This is a genomic window from Nocardia sp. CA-135398 (assembly GCF_050955845.1).
Taxonomy (GTDB): Bacteria; Actinomycetota; Actinomycetes; order Mycobacteriales; family Mycobacteriaceae; genus Nocardia.
This window is the reverse complement of the sequence record NZ_CP192084.1, coordinates 6,116,678-6,137,028: the sequence shown is the minus strand read 5'-3', so window position 1 is coordinate 6,137,028 and position 20,351 is coordinate 6,116,678. Positions and strand designations below refer to the sequence as shown.

Below are 20,351 nucleotides of genomic sequence, written 5' to 3'. Positions count from 1 at the left end.
GAGGTAGCCGAATGAGGGTGGCGAAACGGACCGCGGTGGTGATCGGCGCAATGGCGGCGGTCGGCGCGCTGGTGGTGGGATGTGGTGGCTCGGTGAACACTTCCGGCGGCACGGATGCCAAGAAATTGGTGCTGATTCCCGGTGTCGCCGACGAACCGTTCTACATCTCCATGCAGTGCGGCGCGCAGGACGAGGCGAGCAAACTCGGCTACAAGCTGGAAACGCAGGCGCCGACGAAATTCGATGCGGGCGCGCAGACTCCGGTGCTGACCGGTGTGGTGGCCAATAAGCCAGGCGGCATCCTGATCGCCCCGACACACGCGCAGGCGATGGCGAATCCGATCAAACAGGCCAAGGATGCCGGGATCAAGATCATCGAGGTCGATACCGCACTGGACGACACCTCGATCGCGCTGTCATCGATCGCCTCCGATAACAAGAAGGGCGGCGAACTCGCCGCACAGACGCTGGCCAAGCTCATCGGAGACAAGGGGCCCGTGCTGGTGATCAATACCAAGGCCGGAACTTCCACCACCGACGCGCGTGCACAGGGCTTCGAAGATGCGGTGAAGGCCTTCCCCGGCATCACCTCGCTCGGCGTGCAGTACAACAATAATGAAGCGGCACAGGCGGCTTCGATCGTCACCGCGACGCTGGCCGCCCATCCCGACCTCGCCGGGATCTTCGCCACCAACCTGAGCTCGGCCGAGGGCGCGGCCACCGGATTGCGCAATGCCAATAAGCTCGGCCAGGTCAAATTGGTCGGCTTCGACGCGAGTCCCAAACAGGTCGAGGATCTGAAAGCCGGTACCGTGCAGGCACTTATCGCACAGGATCCGGCGGGGATCGGCGCGAAGGGCGTCGACGAGGCCGCGGCCGCACTGGAGGGCAAGCCGGTCACCCGCAATATCCAGACCGATATGGTGGCCATCACCCAGGCCGATATGGACGCCAATTCGAAGTATTTCTACAAGCGCAAGTGCTGACGGGATCGACGTCGGGTCCGAGTACGCTCGGACCCGCTCAGTCCTCCACGCGAACCGCGTACCCCGAATTCTCCAGCGCGGCAAGCACATCGTCGCGATGCGTCGGACCACGGGTCTCCAATGTCAGCGACACCTCGACCTCGTCGACCGCGAGCCACCCGCCGGTCCGCGAGTGCACCACATCCACCACGCTCGCACCGGTCTTCCCGACCACCGCGAGCAATCCGCTCAACGCACCCGGACGATCCGAAATTGTCACTCGCACAGCCAGATAACGCCCAGCCGCACCCAGACCGTGCCCGATGATCCTGGTCAGCATCATCGGATCGATATTGCCGCCGGACAGGATCGCGCACACCGGCCCGCGCAATCCGAGTTCCGTTGGTTCGCAACTCATCAGGGCCGCCACCGCAGCGGCACCAGCGGGCTCGACGATCAACTTCGCGCGTTCCAGACACAGCAGCAGCGCCTTGGACAGCGCATCCTCATCCACCGTCACCACCGCGGGCACATGCGCCGCGACGTGCGCGAACGGCACCTCGCCTGGCAGTCCGACCGCAATACCGTCGGCCATGGTCGACATCCGCGCCACCCGCACCGGCTTACCCGCCGCCAGCGAATCCGGCCATGCCGCCGCCTCCGCCGCCTGCACTCCAATCACCCGTACCTGGGGAGCGACATGATGCAGGGCGATGGCAACTCCGGCGAGTAGCCCACCGCCACCGGTCGGCACGATTACCGTCCCGACCTCGGGCATCTGCTCGATGATCTCCAGGGCCACCGTCGCCTGTCCGGCGACGATATCGGCGTGATCGAACGGATGGATCAGTGTCGCACCGGTCCGCTCGGCGAAATCGAGTGCGGCATCCAGCGAGTCGTCGATGGTCTCACCGACCTGCCGCACCTCGGCACCATATGCCTTGGTGGCCACCAACTTCGGCAGCGAAGCGCCCACCGGCATGAATACCGTCGAGCGAATCCCGAGTGAAGCCGCGGCCCATGCCACTCCCTGCGCGTGATTGCCCGCACTGGCCGCCACCACGCCGCGCGCCCGATCTTCTGCCGGGAGGTTCGCGATCCGGAAGTACGCCCCGCGCGGCTTGAACGAGCCGGTCCGCTGCAGGTTCTCGCACTTCAGTCGCACCTCGGTTCCGGCACGCTCGGATAGCACCCGTGACGCGACCATCGGCGTCCGCCGAATCACCGGCGCCAATGCCGCCGCGGCCGCCTCGATACGGTCCAGGTCCAGCAATTCCATGGCCCCATGTTGCCAGTTGCTGTGCACCCAGCGCCCACTCCCGCACGCAATCCGCGGGATCCAGTAGAATCTGCTCAGGAATGGGCGCTCAGGCCAATCCCGCCTTAGCCAAGTTATGCGCGATCGCACCGAGCCGCGCTAGCCGGGCATCACCCAACGGCGTCAGCTTCCCACCGAGTCGATTGGTGACGAAGGCCAGCGACATCCCGGTGGCCGGATGGGCGAACGCCCCCGAACCGCCGAGGCCGAAATGACCGAACGCGGAGACGGGTTCGGCCTTCGACGGCTTCATCGGCACACCGTGGTAACCCAGCGCCCACGGAATGCGAAACGCCAGAACGTAATCGGGAGTGAAGACCTGACGCCGCGTAATCAGCTCGATAGTCTCCGGCCGTAGCAACTGGAAGTCCCCGAGCCGACCATCGGTTGCGAGCGCGCTGTACATCCTCGCCAGGGACCGCGCCGAGAAGACGCCGTTGACGCCTGGAATCACCGAATCATGCAGGCGCGGATCGGAAACCATATCGGCGAATCCGCGCGGCGTGGTTTCCGCAGCCGCCGCGAAGCGAGTCCGGCCCATGAGCCGCGCACTGTTCTCCCAACTCATGCCCGCGACAGTGAGCCGAGGAAAGTTGGTGGCTATGCGGCCGCGCTCGGATTCCGGCACCCGGAACCAGAGTTCTTCCGCCGCAAGCGGTTCCGCGTTTCCGTGCGCAACACCTCGGTGAAGTCCGAACCGGAGACCCGCCGGATCAGCTCGGCGACCAAATGACCGAAGGAGATTCCGTGATAGCCGCTGGTCACCAGGTGACGTGGATCGGGGGAGCAGGCCGCTAGTGCGGCGGTGACCTCGGCATCGTCCAAGAAACGCGCCACCGGCCCCGGCAGCAGATCGCGCAGCCGATGCAGGCCCGCCCGGTGCGTGAGCATTTCCCGCACGGTAATGCGCTCCTTGCCCGCCGCCGCGAATTCGGGCCAGTAGGTGGCGACCGGTTCGTCGTAATCGAACAGTCCGCGCTCGGCCAATCGGTGCGCCAGCGTCGAGACCACACCCTTGCCGGTGGAATAGGCCATGGCCACGGTATCGGCGGCCCACGGCACGCCCGGATGCGCGAATCCGGCCCACACATCCACCACCGGTTCGCCGTGCTGATAGACCACGAGCGCGCCGCCGCCGTCACTCGGCCGACGGAACAGCCTGTCGAATTCGGCGACCAGACGCACATAGCGGCGATCCACCGACTGCGTTGTCGTAATTGTCATCGGAATACCTCTGTCATTCGACCGACCAACAGCATGGCACGACGGCCTCGTGGCCCATCGACGTGCCGAACTTCCAACCGTGAGACCAGTCGGTTCGGTGAACTTTTCCTGACCGTCACATCCGCGACGGAGATCGCAACACGGCTCGCATAGCGTGTCCGCATGCCCCCGAGACGACGATCGGCGCTACTGGCCAGGTTGGTTGTCGACGAACCAGGCCGACCGCAAGTGATCCTCGGCGAACTGCGCCGGGTGATTCTGGACGGTGCCGTGCCGCCCTGCACCGTGATCCCGCTGCGCGAGGTCGCCGAATTGTTCGGCGTCAGCCACATTCCGGTGCGGGAGGCGCTCAAGACATTGATCGGGGAGGGGTTGGTCACGCATCGGCCGCACGGCGGCTACGCGGTGGCCCAGCTGACCTCCAATGAGCTGCGCGAAATGTATATCGTGCGGGAGACCCTGGAAACCGCCTCACTCGCCGCCGCGGCGCGCAATGCCAGCGACGCCGACCGCGCCCACTTACTCGAGGTGAATTCGCTACTGGAACAGGCGATTCGCGATGACGACCCGGTCGCCTACCATCGCCAGTCACGTCATTTCCACGTGGCACTGACCAAACCGTCGCGGATGTTCCGGCTGATGCACATGCTCGAATCGGCGTGGAATGTCACCGAGCCGGTGCAGTCGATGGTGCATATCGGCCGCGGTGATCGGGTGCGCCTGCACACCGATCACGCGCTGATGCTCGATGCGTTCATGGCCCGGGATGTGGATCGCCTGCTGCTGATCGCCGAACGGCACCACCGCAGGCTGGAAACGGTAATCGCGACGCTGCCCACCGATACCGGGCTGCTCGCGCCGGAAGATATATCGATCGCGCAATAGCCGGGCAATAACTGCGCAACGGCGGGGCAATGCGCGGTTTCTACCGTCGTTTCGATCACAGTTTCACCTTCGGATGGGAAACACCATGACCGAAACGCTCACCACCGCGGCGCCGCCCGTACCGGCGCCGCCCGTACCAGCGCCGCCCGCCTACGCCCCACGGCTGACGAACGCGGATCTGGCCCCACTGCGCAAGCAGACCTGGGGTACCTACAACATCTTCGCGTTCTGGATGTCGGACGTGCACAGCGTCGGCGGCTACGTCACCGCGGGCAGCCTGTTCGCACTCGGACTCGCCAGCTGGCAGGTGCTCGCGGCGCTGCTGATCGGCATCACCATCGTCTATTTCTTCTGCAATCTGGTCGCCAAGCCGAGTCAGGTGACCGGGGTGCCGTATCCGGTCATGTGCCGCAGCGCATTCGGGGTGCTCGGCGCGAATATTCCGGCCATCATCCGTGGTCTGATCGCCGTCGCCTGGTACGGAATCCAGACCTTCCTCGCCTCGGCGGCACTGGATGTCGTACTGGTGAAACTGTTTCCGAGCCTGGCCCCGTATGCGGTCGTGGACGACTATGGGTTCCTCGGTCTTTCGCTGCTCGGGTGGGGCAGCTATCTATTGCTGTGGGTGGTGCAGGCCTGCGTGTTCTGGCGCGGCATGGAATCGATTCGCAAGTTTATCGACTTCTGCGGTCCCGCCGTGTATGTAGTGATGTTCCTGCTCTGCGGCTATCTGATCGCCAAGGCGGGCTGGAGCGCCATCGACCTGAAGCTCGGTGAGGTGAAGTACTCCGGCTGGGCCTCGGTGCCGGTCATGCTCGGTGCGATCGCGCTGGTTGTGTCCTATTTCTCCGGTCCGATGCTGAACTTCGGCGACTTCTCCCGCTACGGAAAGAGTTTCGCGGCGGTGCGGCGCGGCAATCTGCTCGGGCTGCCGGTCAACTTCCTGCTGTTCTCGCTGCTCGTAGTAATCACCGCGTCGCTGACGGTCCCGGTCTACGGTGAGCTGATCACCGATCCCGTTGCGACGGTGGCCCGTATCGACAGCACCTTCGCCATCGTCCTTGGCGCGTTGACCTTCACCGTCGCCACCATCGGCATCAATATCGTCGCCAACTTCATCTCGCCGGCCTTCGACTTCTCGCACGTCAGCCCGCAGCGGATCAGCTGGCGCGCGGGCGGCATGATCGCCGCGGTCGGATCGATTCTGATCACGCCATGGAACCTCTACAACAATCCGGAGGTCATCCACTACACCCTGGAGGTGCTCGGCGCATTCATCGGCCCGCTGTTCGGTGTCCTCATCGCCGACTACTACTTGGTGCGCAAACAGCATGTTGTCGTCGACGACTTGTTCACCTTGTCGCAGACCGGAACCTATTGGTACAGCAAGGGTTACAACCCGGCGGCGATCATCGCCACCGCCGTCGGCGCGATCGTCGCGGTTATCCCGGTACTCGCCAAGGACGTCACCGGCATGTACACCGCCGCGCAATACAGCTGGTTCATCGGCTGCGGACTCGGCTTCCTCACCTACTACCTGCTGGCCACGCGAACCCGGTTGGCAGTGCGGGGAGTCAGTGCCTGATGCGCATCCGGGTCGTCAACCCGAACACCACCCGGGCGATGACCGACACGATCGAGCAGTGTGCCAAGGCCGTAGCGGGTCCGGGCACACTGCTCGACGCGGTCACCGCCGAGATGGGACCGGCATCGATCGAGAGTCACTACGACGAAGCCCTCAGCGTCCCAGGCATTCTCGCCGCCATCCAACGCGGCGAACAGGAAGGTATCGATGGCTACGTGATCGCCTGCTTCGGGGATCCGGGCTTGGATGCGGCCAGAGAACTGGCACGCGGCCCGGTGGTAGGTATCGCGGAGGCGGCAATGCGCACCGCGAGTCATCTCGGCGGCGGCTTCAGCATCGTCACGACACTGAGCCGTACCGTCGGCCGAGCGGATGAACTGGTGTATCGCTATGGCCTGCAACGCTTTTGCCGCGGCATCCACGCTTGCGAAATCCCGGTGCTCGCACTGGAAGATCCGGATGCCCGCAAAATCATCACCGAGGCATGTCGCCACGCGGTCGACGCCGATGGCTCCGATGCGGTCGTCCTCGGTTGCGCGGGCATGGCCGAGCTATGCGACCACATTCGCGACGAGATCGGCGTACCGGTGATCGACGGCGTCGCCGCGGCCACCCTCACCGTGCAGTCGCTGATCACCCTCGGCCTGCGCAAATCGGGTAGGGGAGAGTTCGCCACGCCACCGCCGAAGTCGTACCGCGGTCTGCTGCGTTCGTTCGGCTCGGACCTCTGATCCATCAGGCGGCGGCGGTCAGAGTCTCCATCGCCGCGTCGGGATCGTCGACATCGACGACGAGACGGGTGAATCCGGGGCCGGCGAGGTCGATGAGAATGGCTTTGCCATCGAATCTGGTGTCCCAGAACTCTTTTCGGTGCCTGCCCCGGTAGGTTCCGGCCGCGATCACGCCGGGAAAGAAGGTGCCCGGTGCGCGGACCCACGGCGGGCGCAGATCGACGGGGGCGGGGGTTACCCCTGTGATATCGGCTAGATCGAAGGTCACGTGCTCGCGCAGGGCCAGCAGTCGATGCCCGCCGAGCACATGAACCGTCACCTTATCGTCCGTGACTTCGACTTCGACCATCGTGCACCTCGCTGAATTCAAGACCTCGTACGCAATCCAGGATCCGAGTCGCTCCTGTTCGTACCCTGTGTCGTGCCTGTGATTTCTCGAAGGCTTTGTTCGGCGTTACAAGTGCCGCATTTCGGCACGAAATACTTGCTGAAACGTAGATATGCGCATCTAAATATGTGAGCCACCCGGAGGCGAGGATGTGACTCACCACAAAACCGGCAAGGAGGAGACTTCTCCGGCTGCGGTCTACCCGGTTCGACTGGCTTGTAGGTCGATCGAATCAGGCAGTTGCGAAAGACGCAGCCAGCCGACTCGAGCTCGCCCGGACACGGCCGAGGCAGTTATGCGCGGATCACCACCGACTACGAGATCACGCCGGAGATGATCGGTGCCTGCCTCGGCCTACGTACCGGCATCGGCCGGGTCGGGTGGGGACCTTCAGAGGACCCGAACAGCTTCTTCCGCGATATCGAGCACACCGAGCAACCATGGGGTGTAGCTCGCCGGATCGTCGGCGATCGCGTCCCGCAGCGCCTCCGGCTGGATCCACGCGTAGTCGGCGACCTCCGCCGGATCCGGTCGCGGCGCCGCGGTCCGTAGGAACTCGGCATCGAGCCGCCCGATGAGCACATGATCCCATTCGTGCTCCACCCGACCGGTCGCGGAATCCTGCGCGTGATACCGGAAGATGCCGACCTCGGTCAGCGCCGTGGCCAAACCCAATTCCTCGGCCAACCGGACCGCGGCGGCCGCCGCCACCGGCTCACCCGGCGCGGGATGACCGCAGGCGGTGTTGGCCCACAGCAGCGGAAACCGCGTCTTCACCGCGGCACGCTGCTGCAACAGCACCCGACCCGCGTCGTCGTACAGCAGCACCGAGAACGCGCGGTGCAGCAGCCCAGGCGCGGTATGCGCCTGGGCTACCGGGCACACACCGACCGCGTGCCCGGCCTTGTCGACGAGCTCGACGGGCAGGGCTTCGCGGTCGGTGACGGGTTTGGCGAGCGTTTCGGTCACCGACCCACCTTATCGGCGGCGATCAGCAGGTATTGGAAGCTGCCCTCCTTATAGGCGGTCAGGAATGGCTTCTCCACCCCGGTCGCCAGTTCGGATTCGGTGCGCAACTCCCAGTACGGGATGGTGGCGGCGGTCAGATCGATGACATTGACCGGCACCAGATTGTTGTCGGCCAAGGCCCGGAAGTACTCGCTGCGCGGATGGATCATGCAGCCGTAATGGGCGTCGATCCAGCTGACCGATGCCGAGCGACCGCCGTTGACATCGTTGGAGCAGCCGGTGATGCAGACGTAGCGACCGCCAGGTTCGAGCAGCCGGGAGAACTCCTCGAACAGCTCGCCGAGGTCGACATACATGGTGGTTTCATTGGTCCAGATACCGCGCATGGATCCGTTGTCGAAACCGGTGTCGAGCATATTCCGGAAATGGAAGCGCACCTTGTCCGCGACACCGCGGTGGGCGGCCTGATCATTGGCGAAGCCGACCTGGTATTCGGAAATGGTGACGCCGTCGACCTGACAGCCGAAACGCTGATTGGCCATAAAACTGGTGCCGCCGCGGCCGGATCCGCCGTCCATGAGCCGATCGCCCGGCCGGATATCGCCGAGGTGGTCCAGCAGCAGCGAAGCCTGCGCGGTCTCGAGGCGGTGTAGTTCCTTGACGAGCCGTTCCTCGCGGGAATCCGCGGGCCCGGCCAGCGCCGCCTGATCGGGTTCGCCGATGCCGTAGTGGTGGTGGAACAGCCCGTCGACCTCACCGAGTTTGGTATTGACCCGGTCGTCGTTCGGGTTGTTGTTCCAGTACTCGGCAACGGCTTTCTGGTAGCTGGTGCGCAGGACGGACCCCGTGGCGGGATTGAGCATGGTCATGCCTGATCATCCTCTCGTGTTCCGGTACTACTGATTTCGTTGCCGTACTGGCTGATTCGATTCGTAGGCCGACGCGGTACCTAATCCGGTGGGGCCGAATGGAATTCGACCCCACCGGGATTCCGGCTCGGCTGCTGCCGGCGCGGCCCCCTGCGCCACGCCGACAGCGATCGATGGGGCATGAAACGCTACCGGTGGCGGCTGGAGACCAGCCGCCCTGATAGTAGGTGTGCGTGCGGGGTCGGGTACCTCAGTAGTAGGTAATCCCGCTTCGGTGGTGGTGGACGTCGGAAGTAGGAGTGCAGCCGCACCCAGGCCGCTGGGTCCGAGCAGGCTGCGCGGAACAATCGTCTCAGGTTGGGTAGGTCGGTCCAGTTCTGGCGAATCAGCTTCCACCACCTGGGTTTCGGTTGATTCGGGTATTGCTGTGCATTCGGGTAATTCCGTACTTTCCGGTGTATCGGTGTTTTCAGGTGAAGCCGAGGTTTCCGGTGCCGGAACCTCCAGCGGGAGTGTCGGTGGAGCGGTGGTGTCGAGGTTGGACAGCAGTGCCGCCACAGCGGCGGCCACCTCGTGGGTGGCCGGTGGTGCCGAGGCGCGGGAGTGCACCGACATCGGTCATCACCCCGGTCAGTCCGCCTGCCGGGCGACCAGGACGTTGTCGAGCACGCCCAGCGCGTCCGGCACCAGCACGGCCGCCGAGTAGTAGCAGCTGACCAGGTAGGAGATGATCGACTGGTCATCGATGCCCTTGAAGCGGACGTTCAGGCTCGGCTCGTATTCGTCCGGGATTCCGGTCTGGTGCAGTCCGATGACGCCCTGATCCTTCTCGCCGGTGCGCATTGCCAGAATCGATGTGGTCTGGGTATCGCTGACCGGGATCTTGCTGCACGGATAGATCGGGACGCCGCGCCAGGCGAACACGCGGTGTCCGTCCACCTCGACCGGATCCGGATACAGGCCGCGCTTACTACATTCACGACCGAAAGCGGCAATCGCCTTCGGATGTGCCAGAAACAGTTTCGTGCTGCGCCGCATACTCAGCAGCTCATCCATATCGTCCGGTGTCGGCGCGCCGGACTCGCTGTAGATGCGCTGTTTCAGGTCGCAATTGTGCAGCAAACCGAAATCGGGATTGTTGACCAGGTCGCTCTCGCGCCGCTCGTAGAGCGCCTCGATGGTAAGTCGGAGCTGCTGTTCGACCTGGTTCATCGGATCGTTGAACAGGTCGGCGACGCGAGTGTGCACCCGCAGCACGCTCTGCGCGAGGCTGAGCTCGTATTCGCGCGGGGCGGCGTCGAGGTCGACGAAGGTGCCCTCCAGCAACGGTTCACCGAAGTGACCCGAGGAGATCTCGATATTCGCCTCGCCCTTGGTATTTTGCGGGCGCGCCGGTGCGGCGGCGACACGGGACAATTGCTCGCGCAGCGCCGGGGTGGACTCGAGCATTTCTTCGAGCGTTTGCCGGGGCAGCACAAGCATGGTGGTCTGGGTGACGGTTTTGACCGTCACCGGCCAGATACCGGACCCGTCGATGAGGGTTTCATCGCCAAAGAAATCACCGCCGCCGAGCATGCCGAGCTTGGTTTGCTCGCCGAATTCGCCGGTGCCGATCTTGCTGAGTTTGCCGTGCACGATCAGCATGACCTGATTCATCGGATTGCCGAATTCGGCGACCACCGTACCGGGTTCGAGATCGCGCTGCTGGAAACGCTGAGCGAGCGCGCTCAACACCTCTTCGTCGTCGAAGTCCCGCAATTGCGGAAGTTCGGTGAGTTCCATCGGGATCACTCTGGCTTGCGAGCCGTCGATGACGAACTCGACCTCACCGTTGCCGACGGTGTGCGTCAGGCGTCGGTTCACCCGATAGATACCACCGTTGACCTGCGTCCACGGCAGCGAGCGAGTGAGCCAGCGTGAGGTGATGCCCTGCATCTGCGGCTCGGACTTGGTGGTGTGCGCGAGCTGATGGGCGGCACCGGTGCTGAGGCTCTTGCGCCCGTTGGTTTCTGCTTGGACTGGCATTTCGATGGTCATGCGTGGTCCTCACCTGAGATGGTCACCGAGACGGTCGATTGTGCTGTACTTGTGGTCGATGGCGTTTCGAAATCTGCGGTGGTGCACAACAATTCGACAGGCGGCGAGCCTGCTGGGTATGGCGGCATGGTTGCCGGGAGAAGTGGTGGGACCGAGGCATGCGAACGGTAACCGACTCTCCCGTGCGAATTGGCTTACGCGACATTGCGTTCCGAACGGGATCGATCCTAAACCGCGAAAGATGCTGTGCGCACACGAATCTCGAAGATGAAGCCATGAGAATGCTGGTATGTTTTTCGGATGGTTACGACATGACCTCGATGCGGATAACTGCCGATAACGACCCGGAAGAATCGGCGCGAACCGAGCCAGGCTGTACGGTCGGTATCTTTTGCGCACCGCCGCCGCGAACATCCCGCATCATCGGCCCCGACCTGGCATGGAACCCGTCACAGCCGACCCATAATGGATACACGGTGTGGGAAGCTCGTCTGAGCACATCGGGGTGTGTGATGCGGGTCACTTTGCAGGGTATGGCCAGGAGCGATCGTGAAGTTGAATGTGGAAAGTGTGGTCGGGTCGGTGCAGCGGTTGATGGCAACGGCCCAGAACGGCCTCGAGGTCATCCGCTTCGGCGGGTTGACCCACGATGTCGAGTCGTCGCCGTTCGAGATCGTCGAACGGCGCAGAATGTATCGGCTGCGCCATTACTTCCCCGACGATCCGACGCCGGATCGCCCGGTCGCGGTCCTGGTACCGCCGCTGATGGTCAATGCCGATATCTGGGATGTGAACGCCGACGACGGCGCGGTCGGCATTCTGCACCGCGGCGGAATCGACTGCTGGGTGGTCGATTTCGGTTCGCCCGCCAGTGAGGAGGGCGGCTGGGAACGGGATCTGGCCGATCACGTCCTGGCGATCAACAGCGCTATAGATACGGTCTGCGACGCGACCGGCAGCAATGTGCACCTGATGGGATACTCGCAGGGCGGCATGTTCGCCTATCAGACCACCGCCTACCGCTTCGGCAAGGGCGTGGCGAGCATCGTGACCTTCGGCAGCCCGGTGGATGTGGTCGCGGGTATGCCGTTCGGACTGCCCTACGGCATGGTCTCCGATGTCGCGGAGTTCCTGGCCGACCATGTGGTGACCCGGCTACCGATCACCGATTCGATGGTTCGGCTCGGCTTCCAGATGCTCGATCCGGTGAAGACCGCCAAATCGCGCATCGACTTCCTGCGCCAGCTGCACGATCGGGAGGCATTGCTGCCGAAGGAACGTCAGCGTCGGTTCCTCAACAACGACGGTTGGGTCGGCTACGCAGGTCCGGCCGCGGCGGATCTGCTCAAGCAGTTCGTCGCGCACAACCGAATGATGCTCGGTGGCTTCGTGATCCGGGACCAGCCGATTTCGCTGGCCGAGCTGAAGTGCCCGATCCTGGCCTTCGTCGGCGAGGTCGACGATATCGGCCAGCCCGCCGCGGTGCGCGGCATCGTGCGGGCCGCACCCAACGCCGAGGTATACGAAGCCAGTTTGGTGGCAGGACATTTCGGCCTCGTCGCGGGCAGCATGGCGACCAGGCACACCTGGCCGCTGGTGCGTCAGTGGATCGATTGGATGGACGGCGATCAGCCGCTGCCGCCGGAGATCGCGCCGATGGCCGAACATGTCGCGACCAACCGGCCGAATTCGGCGGCCACCCGGGTTGTGCACACGGCGGCCACCCTGGCCGAGGCGGGCGCGGGCGTCGGCAAGGCGCTGGAGGGCATTGCCAGCAATACCGTGCGCGGTTCGATCGAACTCGCCGGTGAGGCCGCACGCGCACTGCCGCGGTTGACCCGGCTCGGCATGATCCAGCCGCATACCCGTATCTCGCTCGGCCGCTTGGTGGCCGAGCAGGCCCGGCGGGCGCCGCTGCGCGATCTATTCCTCTTCGACGATCGCGTGCACACCAACGCGGCCGTCGACGCGCGCATCGATAATGTCGTGCGTGGGCTCATCTCCGTCGGCATCCGCCCGGCCATGCGCGTCGGTGTGGTGATGGAGACCCGGCCGAGCGCGCTGGCCACCGTGGCCGCGCTCTCTCGCCTCGGCGCGGTGTCGGTATTGCTCGCCCCTGGTGGCGAGTTGGATCGGGCCATCGAACTCACCGGGATCAAAGCCTTGGTCTCGGATCCGGAGAATCTGCGATCGGCGGCGGCTACCGGCACCCGGGTGCTGGTGCTCGGCGGCGGTTCCGCGCGCACTCTCGACATTCCGTCTGGCGCAGACGTGATCGATCTGGAACAGATCGATCCCACCCGGGTGCAGCTGCCCGCCTGGTACCGCCCGGATCCGGGTCTGGCTCGCGAATTGGCCTTCGTGCTGGTCACCGGCACCGGCGACCGCCTGGAGACCAAATACATCACCAACCACCGCTGGGCGCTGTCCGCCTTCGGCACCGCGACCTCGGCCGACCTGGATCGCAAGGACACCGTCTACTGCCTTGCGCCACTGCATCATTCGTCCGGTCTGCTGGTGAGTCTCGGCGGTGCGATCGCGGGCGGCAGCCGGATCGCACTGGCCAGGTCGCTGGACCCGATCCGGTTCGGCGAGGAGGTGCACCGCTACGGCGTCACGGTGGTCACCTACACCTGGACCATGCTGCGCGACATCCTCGACGCCGAAGTCTTCCCGGCCGGACACCAGCACCCCATCCGCCTGTTCATCGGCTCGGGCATGCCAGCGGGCCTGTGGCGACGCACCACCGAACAGTTCGCCCCCGCCCGGGTGCTGGAGTTCTACGCCTCCATCGAGGGCGATGTGGTGCTGGCCAATGTGGCCGGTGTGAAGGCGGGCTGCAAGGGTCGCCCCGTGCCGGGCACCGCCAAGGTGGAGTTGGTCGCCTACGACCCGGTCACCGAGCAGATTCAGACCGACGGGTCCGGTTTCGCGCGTCGGTGCGCCGATAACGAGGTCGGTCTGCTGGTCGGCAAGGCGACCGAGGGTATCGACCTGTCCGATGGCGGGCTCCGCGGGGTATTCACGGCGGGCGATGCGTGGATGCCGACCGAAAATCTCTTCCGCCGCGACAGCGACGGCGACTACTGGCTGGTCGATCGCAGGGACACGGTGATCCACACCGAACGCGGTCCGGTCTTCACTCAGCCCATCGTCGACGTGCTCAACGACATCACCGCGGTCGATATGGAGGTCGCCTACGGACTGCCCGTCGGCGAACATGCGCTCGCGATAGCGGCGGTCAGCGTCCGCGCGGGCTTCCGGCTGGAACCCAAGGATGTGACCGAGGCGGTCCGCGCACTCGATCCGAACCAGCGGCCCGACATCGTGTACGTCGTCGACGCGATCCCGCGCAGCTCCTCCTACCGCCCGTCGACGCGGGCCGTGCAGGCGGCGGGCCGTCCCGAGCCGGGTCCCGATACCTGGTGGTACAACCGGGAATCCGACGCCTATGAAATCTTCACCGAGGACGAGGCCGGAACCATCTTCGGCGCCGAATGAACGCGCGTCCCGCCGTTCCGGATTCGGCCGGAACGGCGGGGTAGCGTGGATGCCAGGTCCGCGGCGACAACGGAGGTTTCGAGATGTCGTGGAAGGTCAAACTGGGCGTCGGCATATTGGCGCTGCTCGGCGCGCTGATGGTGATCGGGTTCGTGAAGAGTCTGGTGCTGTCCCTGGTGCCGCTGGCGATCCTGCTGTTGGCGGGTTACGGCGTATATCGGGTGTATGTCGGCAGTCGCGGCAAAGCCACCGACGCCGAAGCCCAAGTCCCACAGCTGCCGAACACCACAGCACCCGCGCTCCCGACCCGCCCGACGAAGGACGCGGCGACCAGACTCCGCGAGATCCGCGAGGAAGCCGCCCGCCAGCAGGGTCAGCGTTAGGCAGGGTACGCTTGGCGCGCCGGATCGTGTTGGCGAGCCGGTTGATTCATTACCGAGAGGGCGCTGCCCGGGCGGGCTGCCGGTGCATCCGGCGATGACATGGTTGCCGGGTCGACAACTGTTCAGGGGTGATGTGAGGCCGAGCCTTATCTACCGCAACGGAACCATCTACGAGCTGTTGATGCGTGGGCTGTACGGTCGGCACTACCCGGCTCGGTTCCGCGCGATCGCCGAGCTCGTGCCGGATGGCGCCAGCGTGGTCGACGTGTGCTGTGGGCCCGCGACGCTGTACACCCGTTATCTGTGCGACCGGTCTATCGACTACACCGGACTCGACCTCAACGGTCGATTCATCGCCAGGCTGGCCAGGGCAGGCGGACACGGTGTGGTGTGGAACTTGCGTTCCGATATCCCGCTGCCCGAGGCCGACTACGTCATCATGCAGGCGAGCCTGTATCACTTTCTGCCCGAGCCTGCTCCGGTCATCGATCGGATGTTGGCGGCGGCGAGAAAACAGGTGATCATCGCGGAGCCGATTCGCAACTTGGCCACCAGCGACAACCGAGTGCTCGCCGCGATCGGACAGCGGTTCACCGATGCGGGCGACGGCGCACAGGCGCGTCGATTCGGCGAGGCGAGCCTGGACGCGTTCTTCCGCGGTTACGAACCGCGCGTGGTACAGCGGTCGCTGATCGCCGGTGGCAGGGAGAAACTGTTCGTGCTGACCGCGTGAGGCGGGACCTCGCCTAGACGGTGTACGCGGTGACCGCGTCGATGACCCTGGCGATCTGCTCGTCCGTGAGGTCGGGCCAAAGTGGCAGGCGCACAATGGTTCCCGAGAATTCGGCGCTGCGCACACAAGGCCGCGGGGTGCGGCCCAGTTTGAGTCCGGCCGGGCTGGAATCCAGCGGAACGTAATGGAACGGCGCCGAAATACCGCGTGCGGCCAGATGCGCGATCAGATCGTCGCGCTGCCGTTCGGTCGGTGTGCGCAGGTAGTACAGATGCGCGGTATGTGTCCGGTCCTCGGGCACCGCCATGAGTCGGACATCGTTGCGGCGCGCCCAATCCGGCAGCGCGGCGGCGTATGCGTCCCAAACCCGGTGCCGCCCGGTCTGTATCGTCTCGAATTCGTCCAGCTGCGCGTCCAGCACCGCCGCGTTGAGCTCGCTGGGCAGGTAGCTGGAGCCGATATCCTGCCAGGAGTATTTGTCCACCGCACCGCGTAGGAAGCGGGCCCGATCGGTGCCCTTCTCGCGGATGATCTCGGCGCGCGACATCAGGATCTCATCGGTGAGCAACAGCGCACCGCCCTCGCCGCAGTGCACGTTCTTGGTGTCGTGGAAGCTGAGTGTCCCGAGGGTGCCGAGGGTGCCGAGTGGGCGATCACGCCACCGACCGCCGAGGCCGTGCGCATTGTCCTCCACGATGGCGATGCCGTGCGCCTCGCCGAGAGCGAGCAGACCGGCCATATCGGCGGCCACCCCGCCGTAGTGGATGACGACAACGGCCTTGGTTCGCTCGGTGATCACCGCAGCGACCGATTCCGGATCCAAATTGCCCGTTTCCGGGTCGATATCGGCGAAGACGCAGGTGGCGCCGCGCAGTGCCATCGCCGTCGCGGTCGAGGTGAACGCGAAACTCGGCACGATCACCTCATCGTCGGGGCCGAGCTCGAGCAGCAGACCCGCCATCTCCAGCGCGGAGGTGCACGAGGTGGTCAGCAGCGCATGCGGCGCCTCGGTGATGGTCTTCAGCTTCGCCGTGGCCGAGGCGGTGAACCGCCCGTCGCCGTGACTGTGGTCGGAGGCGAGAACGGCCTCCAGATTGGCCAGTTCCCGGCGGGCCCGGAACGGGCGGCTGAAGATGACGCGGTCAGTGCTCAACCCGGTCGTTCCCCCTGCTGGCGGTGGTCGTGGTCATTTCTCGGTCCTCGGCCGGGCGCGGTGTCGGCGACCCGACGGTCAGATACAGCGGCTTGCCGACGAGGATATGCAAAGCCACACCGAGGTATTCGGCGATGAGTCCCAGCGAGAACAAGATCGTTCCCGAACATAGCAGCAGCACAACGATCATCGAGGCCCAGCCCTCGGGCGCCCAATTATCGGTGGTGAGCGCCTCGTATACGACGAACGCGGCCATCACGCCACCGGCCAGCGCGAGGGTGACCCCGAGCAGGCTGACCAGCCGCAGGCCCCGGGTACCGCTGCACAGCACCATCTTCCAGAACAGCGAGAACAGGCGGCGGTAGTTGTAGCCGGATTCCTCGCGGCCCTCGGCGCGCAAGGTCACCGGCACCTGCGCGACGGTGCCGACCACCCAGGTCAGCGCGACGTCGAGATAGGCGCCATTGGAGGCGACCTCGGCGAGCTGGCGGCCGATATCGCCGCGGATGAGCCGGTAGCTTTCGAACCGGGTGGAGTCCGGGAACGCGAAGATCGTCGCGAGCACCACCTTCGCGCCCCGCGAGGTGATGTTGCGCAGGAATCCGTGCGGACGGGTGTTGGTCGGCTTCGAATAGACCAGATCGGCGCGCTCGGCCAGGGCCGCGTCCAGGAATGCGCCGATGAAGGCGGGATCGTGCTGGCCGTCCTCGTCCATGGTGACGATCCAGTCGCCCTGGGCGGCCGACATTCCGGCAATGGTCGCGGCGTCCTGCCCGAAGTTGCGGCTGAGCCAGACGACGCGGACCTCGGGATAGGTCTGCTCCAGTTCCTGCAAGACCACATCGGAGCGGTCGGGCCCGTGGTCGTGTACCAGGATGATCTCGCCGACCGTGTAGGCGACGCCGCCAGGGGTGTCGGTGGGATCGGTCAGCCGATGCAGTTCTTGGACCAGTCCACCGATGGTTTCCTCGCCCCGATAGATCGGGACCACGACCGATACCGCGTGCGGCTGGTCGGCGCCCGGTCGAGCGGAGCGTCCGTTGGTCGCCCCCGCGGGCGCGCGGTTGGGGTGGGCGCTGGGAATCGGCATCAGCTGGATCAACTTTCGATGACGGTGCGTGCCGGTACTCTCCGCTGGACAGCGGAGCCCGAGCCGCCGTGAACTTTAACACGGTACGTATCCAGCATTCCGGAGCAGCTCATCGCCCCATCATGGTGGTGGCCGTGGTTCGGTGCCAAGCTCGACCGTGCGCTGTAGGGTTTGGAACTCGTGACGGTTGGTGCAGTGACGGAGGCGAAAAGCGCAGGACCCGACGCCCGCGACAGGGAACCCGATTCGCGTCGGGAGGTGTACCGGTGGGGTGGCGTCTGCACACTCGGTGTCATCGCGGGGTACCTGGCGGTCCTGCTGGCCAATGCCAGGCACTTCTACACCGACGACACCGAATCCCAGTACACCGGACTCTGGGTGGGATTGGGACACGCGCTACGTGACGGCACCTTCCCGGTGCTGGTGCCCGAGCGCTGGATGTCGGGCAACAACACGATGGATGATGCGGGCCTGTTCAACCCGCCGCAGCTGTTGATCGATCTGATCGCACCATCGGTCGACAACATGGCGGTGTACGCGACCGTCGTCAAGCTGATCTTCGCGATCATCGCGGCGCTCGGTGTCTACCGGATCTGCTTGGTCTACGGCGCAAGGCCGGTGTGGTCCGCGGTCGCGGGTGTCGCGTTCCCGCTGTCGGGTTTCTTCCTGTTCTTCGACGAAGCCAGCTGGATGACCGCGCTCACCGGTACCGCGTGGCTGGTCCATGCCTGGGCGTCGTCGGTGCGATACACCCGCGGTCTGGGTGGGCCGATTCCGGTCTTCGGCTACCTCTACCTGGCCATCTCCACGCAGTACATCTTCCCGGCCGTGGAGTCGGCGCTGATGCTGCTCGCCGTCGCGGTGGGCGAGCTCGTCTACCAACGCAGATGGCAGCCGGTGGCGCGGTTGACCGTCGCCGCGACGGGTGCCGGTCTGGCCGGGTTGCTGACCTTTCTGCCGAGCATGCTCTCGGCGAAGGTGACCTGGCGCGGCACCATGGAGATCAATAACGACCAGTTCCTGACGGTGCCGTGGTCGGAATCGCTGAATGCCAGTCTGCCGAGCACGTTGCCCGCGTTCACCTCCTGGTGGGGTTATATCCAGCCGATGCCGGTCACCTATATCGCCTGGTTCCTGATTCCGGCGTTGGCCTTCATCGATTGGCGACGCGCCCGCGAATCCTGGCGCGAGCTCAGCGGGGTCGCCCTGTTCGCGATCATCATGCTGATGTGGAGTGCCGGACCGGGTTCGATCGGTCCGCTGCGCTGGCCCGTGCGGGTGCTGCCTATGCTCGCGCTCGGTCTGCTCGTGCTGGTCTGTGTGTTGCTCGGGCGCTACGCCACCCTCCGTGATCTGAAGAGTCGCGGCATCGCCGCCGGGCTGCTGATCGGTCTGCTGTGGGTGCGGTCCTTCTCCGCGGATCCACACAATGTGATCCGGCATGTGCTGGCGGCCGCCGCGATCGGCGCCCTCGTCGCCGGGGTGGTATGGCTCGGACGTAATCGGAGTCTGGCCAGCGCGGGCGTGCTGACCATCGTCGCGATGTTCCCGATCGCGTTCTATCAGGTCAATGCCGCTCAGCCGACACCGATGACCTGGCATCTGCCGACCAACAGGTCCGAGGCGAAGGCCGCGTTCCCGGACTTTCCCGGTACCACGATCCAACTCGGCGAGCGTGGGCTGCTGCAGCGCGGTGATATGAGTCTCGACGGCGCCTATGGATCCTTGGTCTTCGGCAACTACGCCAAATCGCTCGAGCTGACCTATGTCAACGGGTACACCCCGACCGGTCACTTCTATTTCGGCGAACTGCTGTGCATGCGCTGGGACAGCAGCGTCTGCCCGGATGCCTATCGGCGGATGTTCGCCCCGGAGCCGACCACCGGGCGTCCCCTTGTCGATCTGATGAAGCTGGACCGGGTGGTATTGCAGCGCGCCCTGTTCCCCGACGCGCGCAGCCAGGCGGCACCGGAGGGCTGGAAGTGGGTCGACTATCCCGGCCATGAGCGCTACATCTCGGTACTGGAACGCGTGGACGGTCCGATCTCGGCGGTGAACGGGCGGGTCGCGGATGCGAAAAATGTAACGGCGACGTCGATTTCGGAGACCGATACCACCAGCCGGGTGCGGGTGTCCTCGGCCGGTGGCGGCAAGGTGGTATTCGCGCGCCTCGGCTGGCCGGGTTATCGGGTGACCCTGGACGGTAAGCAGATCCCGATCACCACCGTGGCGAAGTCCTTTGTCGCCGTCGACGTACCCGCTGGCACGCAGAACGCCGAACTGATGCTGACCTGGCGGCCGCCGGGCTGGAAGATCGGCATCGGCACCACGGCGGTCGGTGTTGCCGCCATCGGGGTGCTGCAGTGGCTGTGGGTGCGATCGCGGCGTCGGGACCCGGAGCCGCCGGCCACGGATCCGAGCCCCGGCGAGCCGGATCGTGAACTGGCGGACGTGGTCTCGTAGCGGTCGATCCGCGCAGGCCCGATCGGAGGTGTCCCTCGACCAGTGCGCCCTGTAGGG

General features: G+C 65.1%; 15 protein-coding genes and 1 pseudogene. 8 read left to right on the top strand and 8 right to left on the bottom strand.

Annotated features, from left to right (window positions below; translation table 11 throughout):
- Positions 1-11 precede the first annotated feature (11 nt).
- A complete protein-coding gene (locus ACQP1T_RS27065) occupies positions 12-986 on the top strand; it encodes an ABC transporter substrate-binding protein (protein ID WP_433755874.1) in 975 nt (324 codons plus the stop codon).
- 37 nt (positions 987-1,023) lie between these two features.
- On the opposite strand, the gene ilvA is transcribed toward ACQP1T_RS27065, so the two are convergent.
- Together ilvA and ACQP1T_RS27055 are read right to left on the bottom strand one after the other, a co-directional pair.
- A complete protein-coding gene (gene ilvA / locus ACQP1T_RS27060; RefSeq protein ID WP_433755873.1) occupies positions 1,024-2,244 on the bottom strand; it encodes a threonine ammonia-lyase in 1,221 nt (406 codons plus the stop codon).
- Positions 2,245-2,332: 88 nt separating this feature from the next.
- Positions 2,333-3,507 (bottom strand): annotated as a pseudogene (locus tag ACQP1T_RS27055) (serine hydrolase domain-containing protein).
- A gap of 162 nt (positions 3,508-3,669) precedes the next feature.
- Between ACQP1T_RS27055 and ACQP1T_RS27050 the strand changes: the two are divergent.
- From ACQP1T_RS27050 to ACQP1T_RS27040, 3 genes are all read left to right on the top strand, one after another.
- Complete coding sequence (locus tag ACQP1T_RS27050) at positions 3,670-4,392, top strand: GntR family transcriptional regulator (RefSeq protein ID WP_433755872.1); 723 nt, start codon at positions 3,670-3,672, stop codon at positions 4,390-4,392.
- A gap of 85 nt (positions 4,393-4,477) precedes the next feature.
- Positions 4,478-5,977 carry an NCS1 family nucleobase:cation symporter-1 gene (locus tag ACQP1T_RS27045; RefSeq protein ID WP_433755871.1) on the top strand — a complete coding sequence of 500 codons (1,500 nt, stop codon included), beginning with the start codon at positions 4,478-4,480 and terminating at the stop codon, positions 5,975-5,977.
- A complete protein-coding gene (locus ACQP1T_RS27040; protein WP_433755870.1) occupies positions 5,977-6,708 on the top strand; it encodes an aspartate/glutamate racemase family protein in 732 nt (243 codons plus the stop codon). Before ACQP1T_RS27045 ends, ACQP1T_RS27040 begins: the two co-directional genes overlap by 1 nt.
- Before the next feature lie 4 nt (positions 6,709-6,712).
- Here the strand turns inward: ACQP1T_RS27040 and ACQP1T_RS27035 are convergent, their stop codons facing one another.
- From ACQP1T_RS27035 to ACQP1T_RS27020, 4 genes are all read right to left on the bottom strand, one after another.
- Entirely contained in the window at positions 6,713-7,057 is a 345-nt protein-coding gene (locus tag ACQP1T_RS27035) for a hypothetical protein (protein WP_433755869.1), read from the bottom strand.
- 429 nt (positions 7,058-7,486) lie between these two features.
- Positions 7,487-8,065 (bottom strand): isopentenyl-diphosphate Delta-isomerase, encoded by a 579-nt coding sequence (gene idi / locus ACQP1T_RS27030; RefSeq protein ID WP_433755868.1) that lies wholly within the window; start codon positions 8,063-8,065, stop codon positions 7,487-7,489.
- Positions 8,062-8,934 (bottom strand): geranyl diphosphate 2-C-methyltransferase, encoded by an 873-nt coding sequence (locus ACQP1T_RS27025; RefSeq protein WP_433755867.1) that lies wholly within the window; start codon positions 8,932-8,934, stop codon positions 8,062-8,064. The genes idi and ACQP1T_RS27025 overlap by 4 nt, the downstream gene beginning before the upstream one ends.
- Positions 8,935-9,564: 630 nt before the next feature.
- Entirely contained in the window at positions 9,565-10,971 is a 1,407-nt protein-coding gene (locus ACQP1T_RS27020; protein WP_433755866.1) for a family 2B encapsulin nanocompartment shell protein, read from the bottom strand.
- Positions 10,972-11,520: 549 nt separating this feature from the next.
- Between ACQP1T_RS27020 and ACQP1T_RS27015 the strand changes: the two genes are divergently transcribed.
- The 3 genes from ACQP1T_RS27015 (at position 11,521) to ACQP1T_RS27005 (ending at position 15,588) form a co-directional block, all read left to right on the top strand.
- The gene (locus ACQP1T_RS27015) at positions 11,521-14,472 is read left to right on the top strand and encodes an acyl-CoA synthetase (protein WP_433755865.1); all 2,952 of its coding nucleotides are present in this window, start codon (positions 11,521-11,523) and stop codon (positions 14,470-14,472) included.
- Positions 14,473-14,555: 83 nt separating this feature from the next.
- On the top strand, positions 14,556-14,855 hold the full coding sequence (locus tag ACQP1T_RS27010; RefSeq protein ID WP_433755864.1) for a hypothetical protein: 300 nt from the start codon (positions 14,556-14,558) through the stop codon (positions 14,853-14,855).
- 133 nt (positions 14,856-14,988) lie between these two features.
- Complete coding sequence (locus tag ACQP1T_RS27005) at positions 14,989-15,588, top strand: class I SAM-dependent methyltransferase (protein WP_433755863.1); 600 nt, start codon at positions 14,989-14,991, stop codon at positions 15,586-15,588.
- Positions 15,589-15,601: 13 nt separating this feature from the next.
- Here ACQP1T_RS27005 and rffA read toward each other — a convergent pair whose 3' ends face one another.
- Together rffA and ACQP1T_RS26995 are read right to left on the bottom strand one after the other, a co-directional pair.
- The gene (rffA, locus tag ACQP1T_RS27000) at positions 15,602-16,741 is read right to left on the bottom strand and encodes a dTDP-4-amino-4,6-dideoxygalactose transaminase (RefSeq protein ID WP_433755862.1); all 1,140 of its coding nucleotides are present in this window, start codon (positions 16,739-16,741) and stop codon (positions 15,602-15,604) included.
- Positions 16,731-17,831, bottom strand: coding sequence for a glycosyltransferase family 2 protein (locus ACQP1T_RS26995; RefSeq protein WP_433755861.1), 1,101 nt, complete (start codon positions 17,829-17,831; stop codon positions 16,731-16,733). The genes rffA and ACQP1T_RS26995 overlap by 11 nt, the downstream gene beginning before the upstream one ends.
- 258 nt (positions 17,832-18,089) lie before the next feature.
- On the opposite strand from ACQP1T_RS26995, the gene ACQP1T_RS26990 reads away from it, so the two are divergent.
- Positions 18,090-20,294: a hypothetical protein gene (locus tag ACQP1T_RS26990; protein WP_433762379.1), complete on the top strand. Its 2,205-nt coding sequence runs from the start codon at positions 18,090-18,092 to the stop codon at positions 20,292-20,294.
- Positions 20,295-20,351 lie beyond the last annotated feature (57 nt).

Excerpts from the sequence above, each read along its gene's own strand:
- ACQP1T_RS27065 (WP_433755874.1), top strand. The coding sequence starts at position 12 with ATGAGGGTGGCGAAACGGACCGCGGTGGTGATCGGCGCAATGGCGGCG.
- ilvA (WP_433755873.1), bottom strand. The coding sequence starts at position 2,244 with ATGGAATTGCTGGACCTGGACCGTATCGAGGCGGCCGCGGCGGCATTG.
- ACQP1T_RS27050 (WP_433755872.1), top strand. The coding sequence starts at position 3,670 with ATGCCCCCGAGACGACGATCGGCGCTACTGGCCAGGTTGGTTGTCGAC.
- ACQP1T_RS27045 (WP_433755871.1), top strand. The coding sequence starts at position 4,478 with ATGACCGAAACGCTCACCACCGCGGCGCCGCCCGTACCGGCGCCGCCC.
- ACQP1T_RS27040 (WP_433755870.1), top strand. The coding sequence starts at position 5,977 with ATGCGCATCCGGGTCGTCAACCCGAACACCACCCGGGCGATGACCGAC.
- ACQP1T_RS27035 (WP_433755869.1), bottom strand. The coding sequence starts at position 7,057 with ATGGTCGAAGTCGAAGTCACGGACGATAAGGTGACGGTTCATGTGCTC.
- ACQP1T_RS27025 (WP_433755867.1), bottom strand. The coding sequence starts at position 8,934 with ATGACCATGCTCAATCCCGCCACGGGGTCCGTCCTGCGCACCAGCTAC.
- ACQP1T_RS27020 (WP_433755866.1), bottom strand. The coding sequence starts at position 10,971 with ATGACCATCGAAATGCCAGTCCAAGCAGAAACCAACGGGCGCAAGAGC.
- ACQP1T_RS27010 (WP_433755864.1), top strand. The coding sequence starts at position 14,556 with ATGTCGTGGAAGGTCAAACTGGGCGTCGGCATATTGGCGCTGCTCGGC.
- ACQP1T_RS26995 (WP_433755861.1), bottom strand. The coding sequence starts at position 17,831 with ATGCCGATTCCCAGCGCCCACCCCAACCGCGCGCCCGCGGGGGCGACC.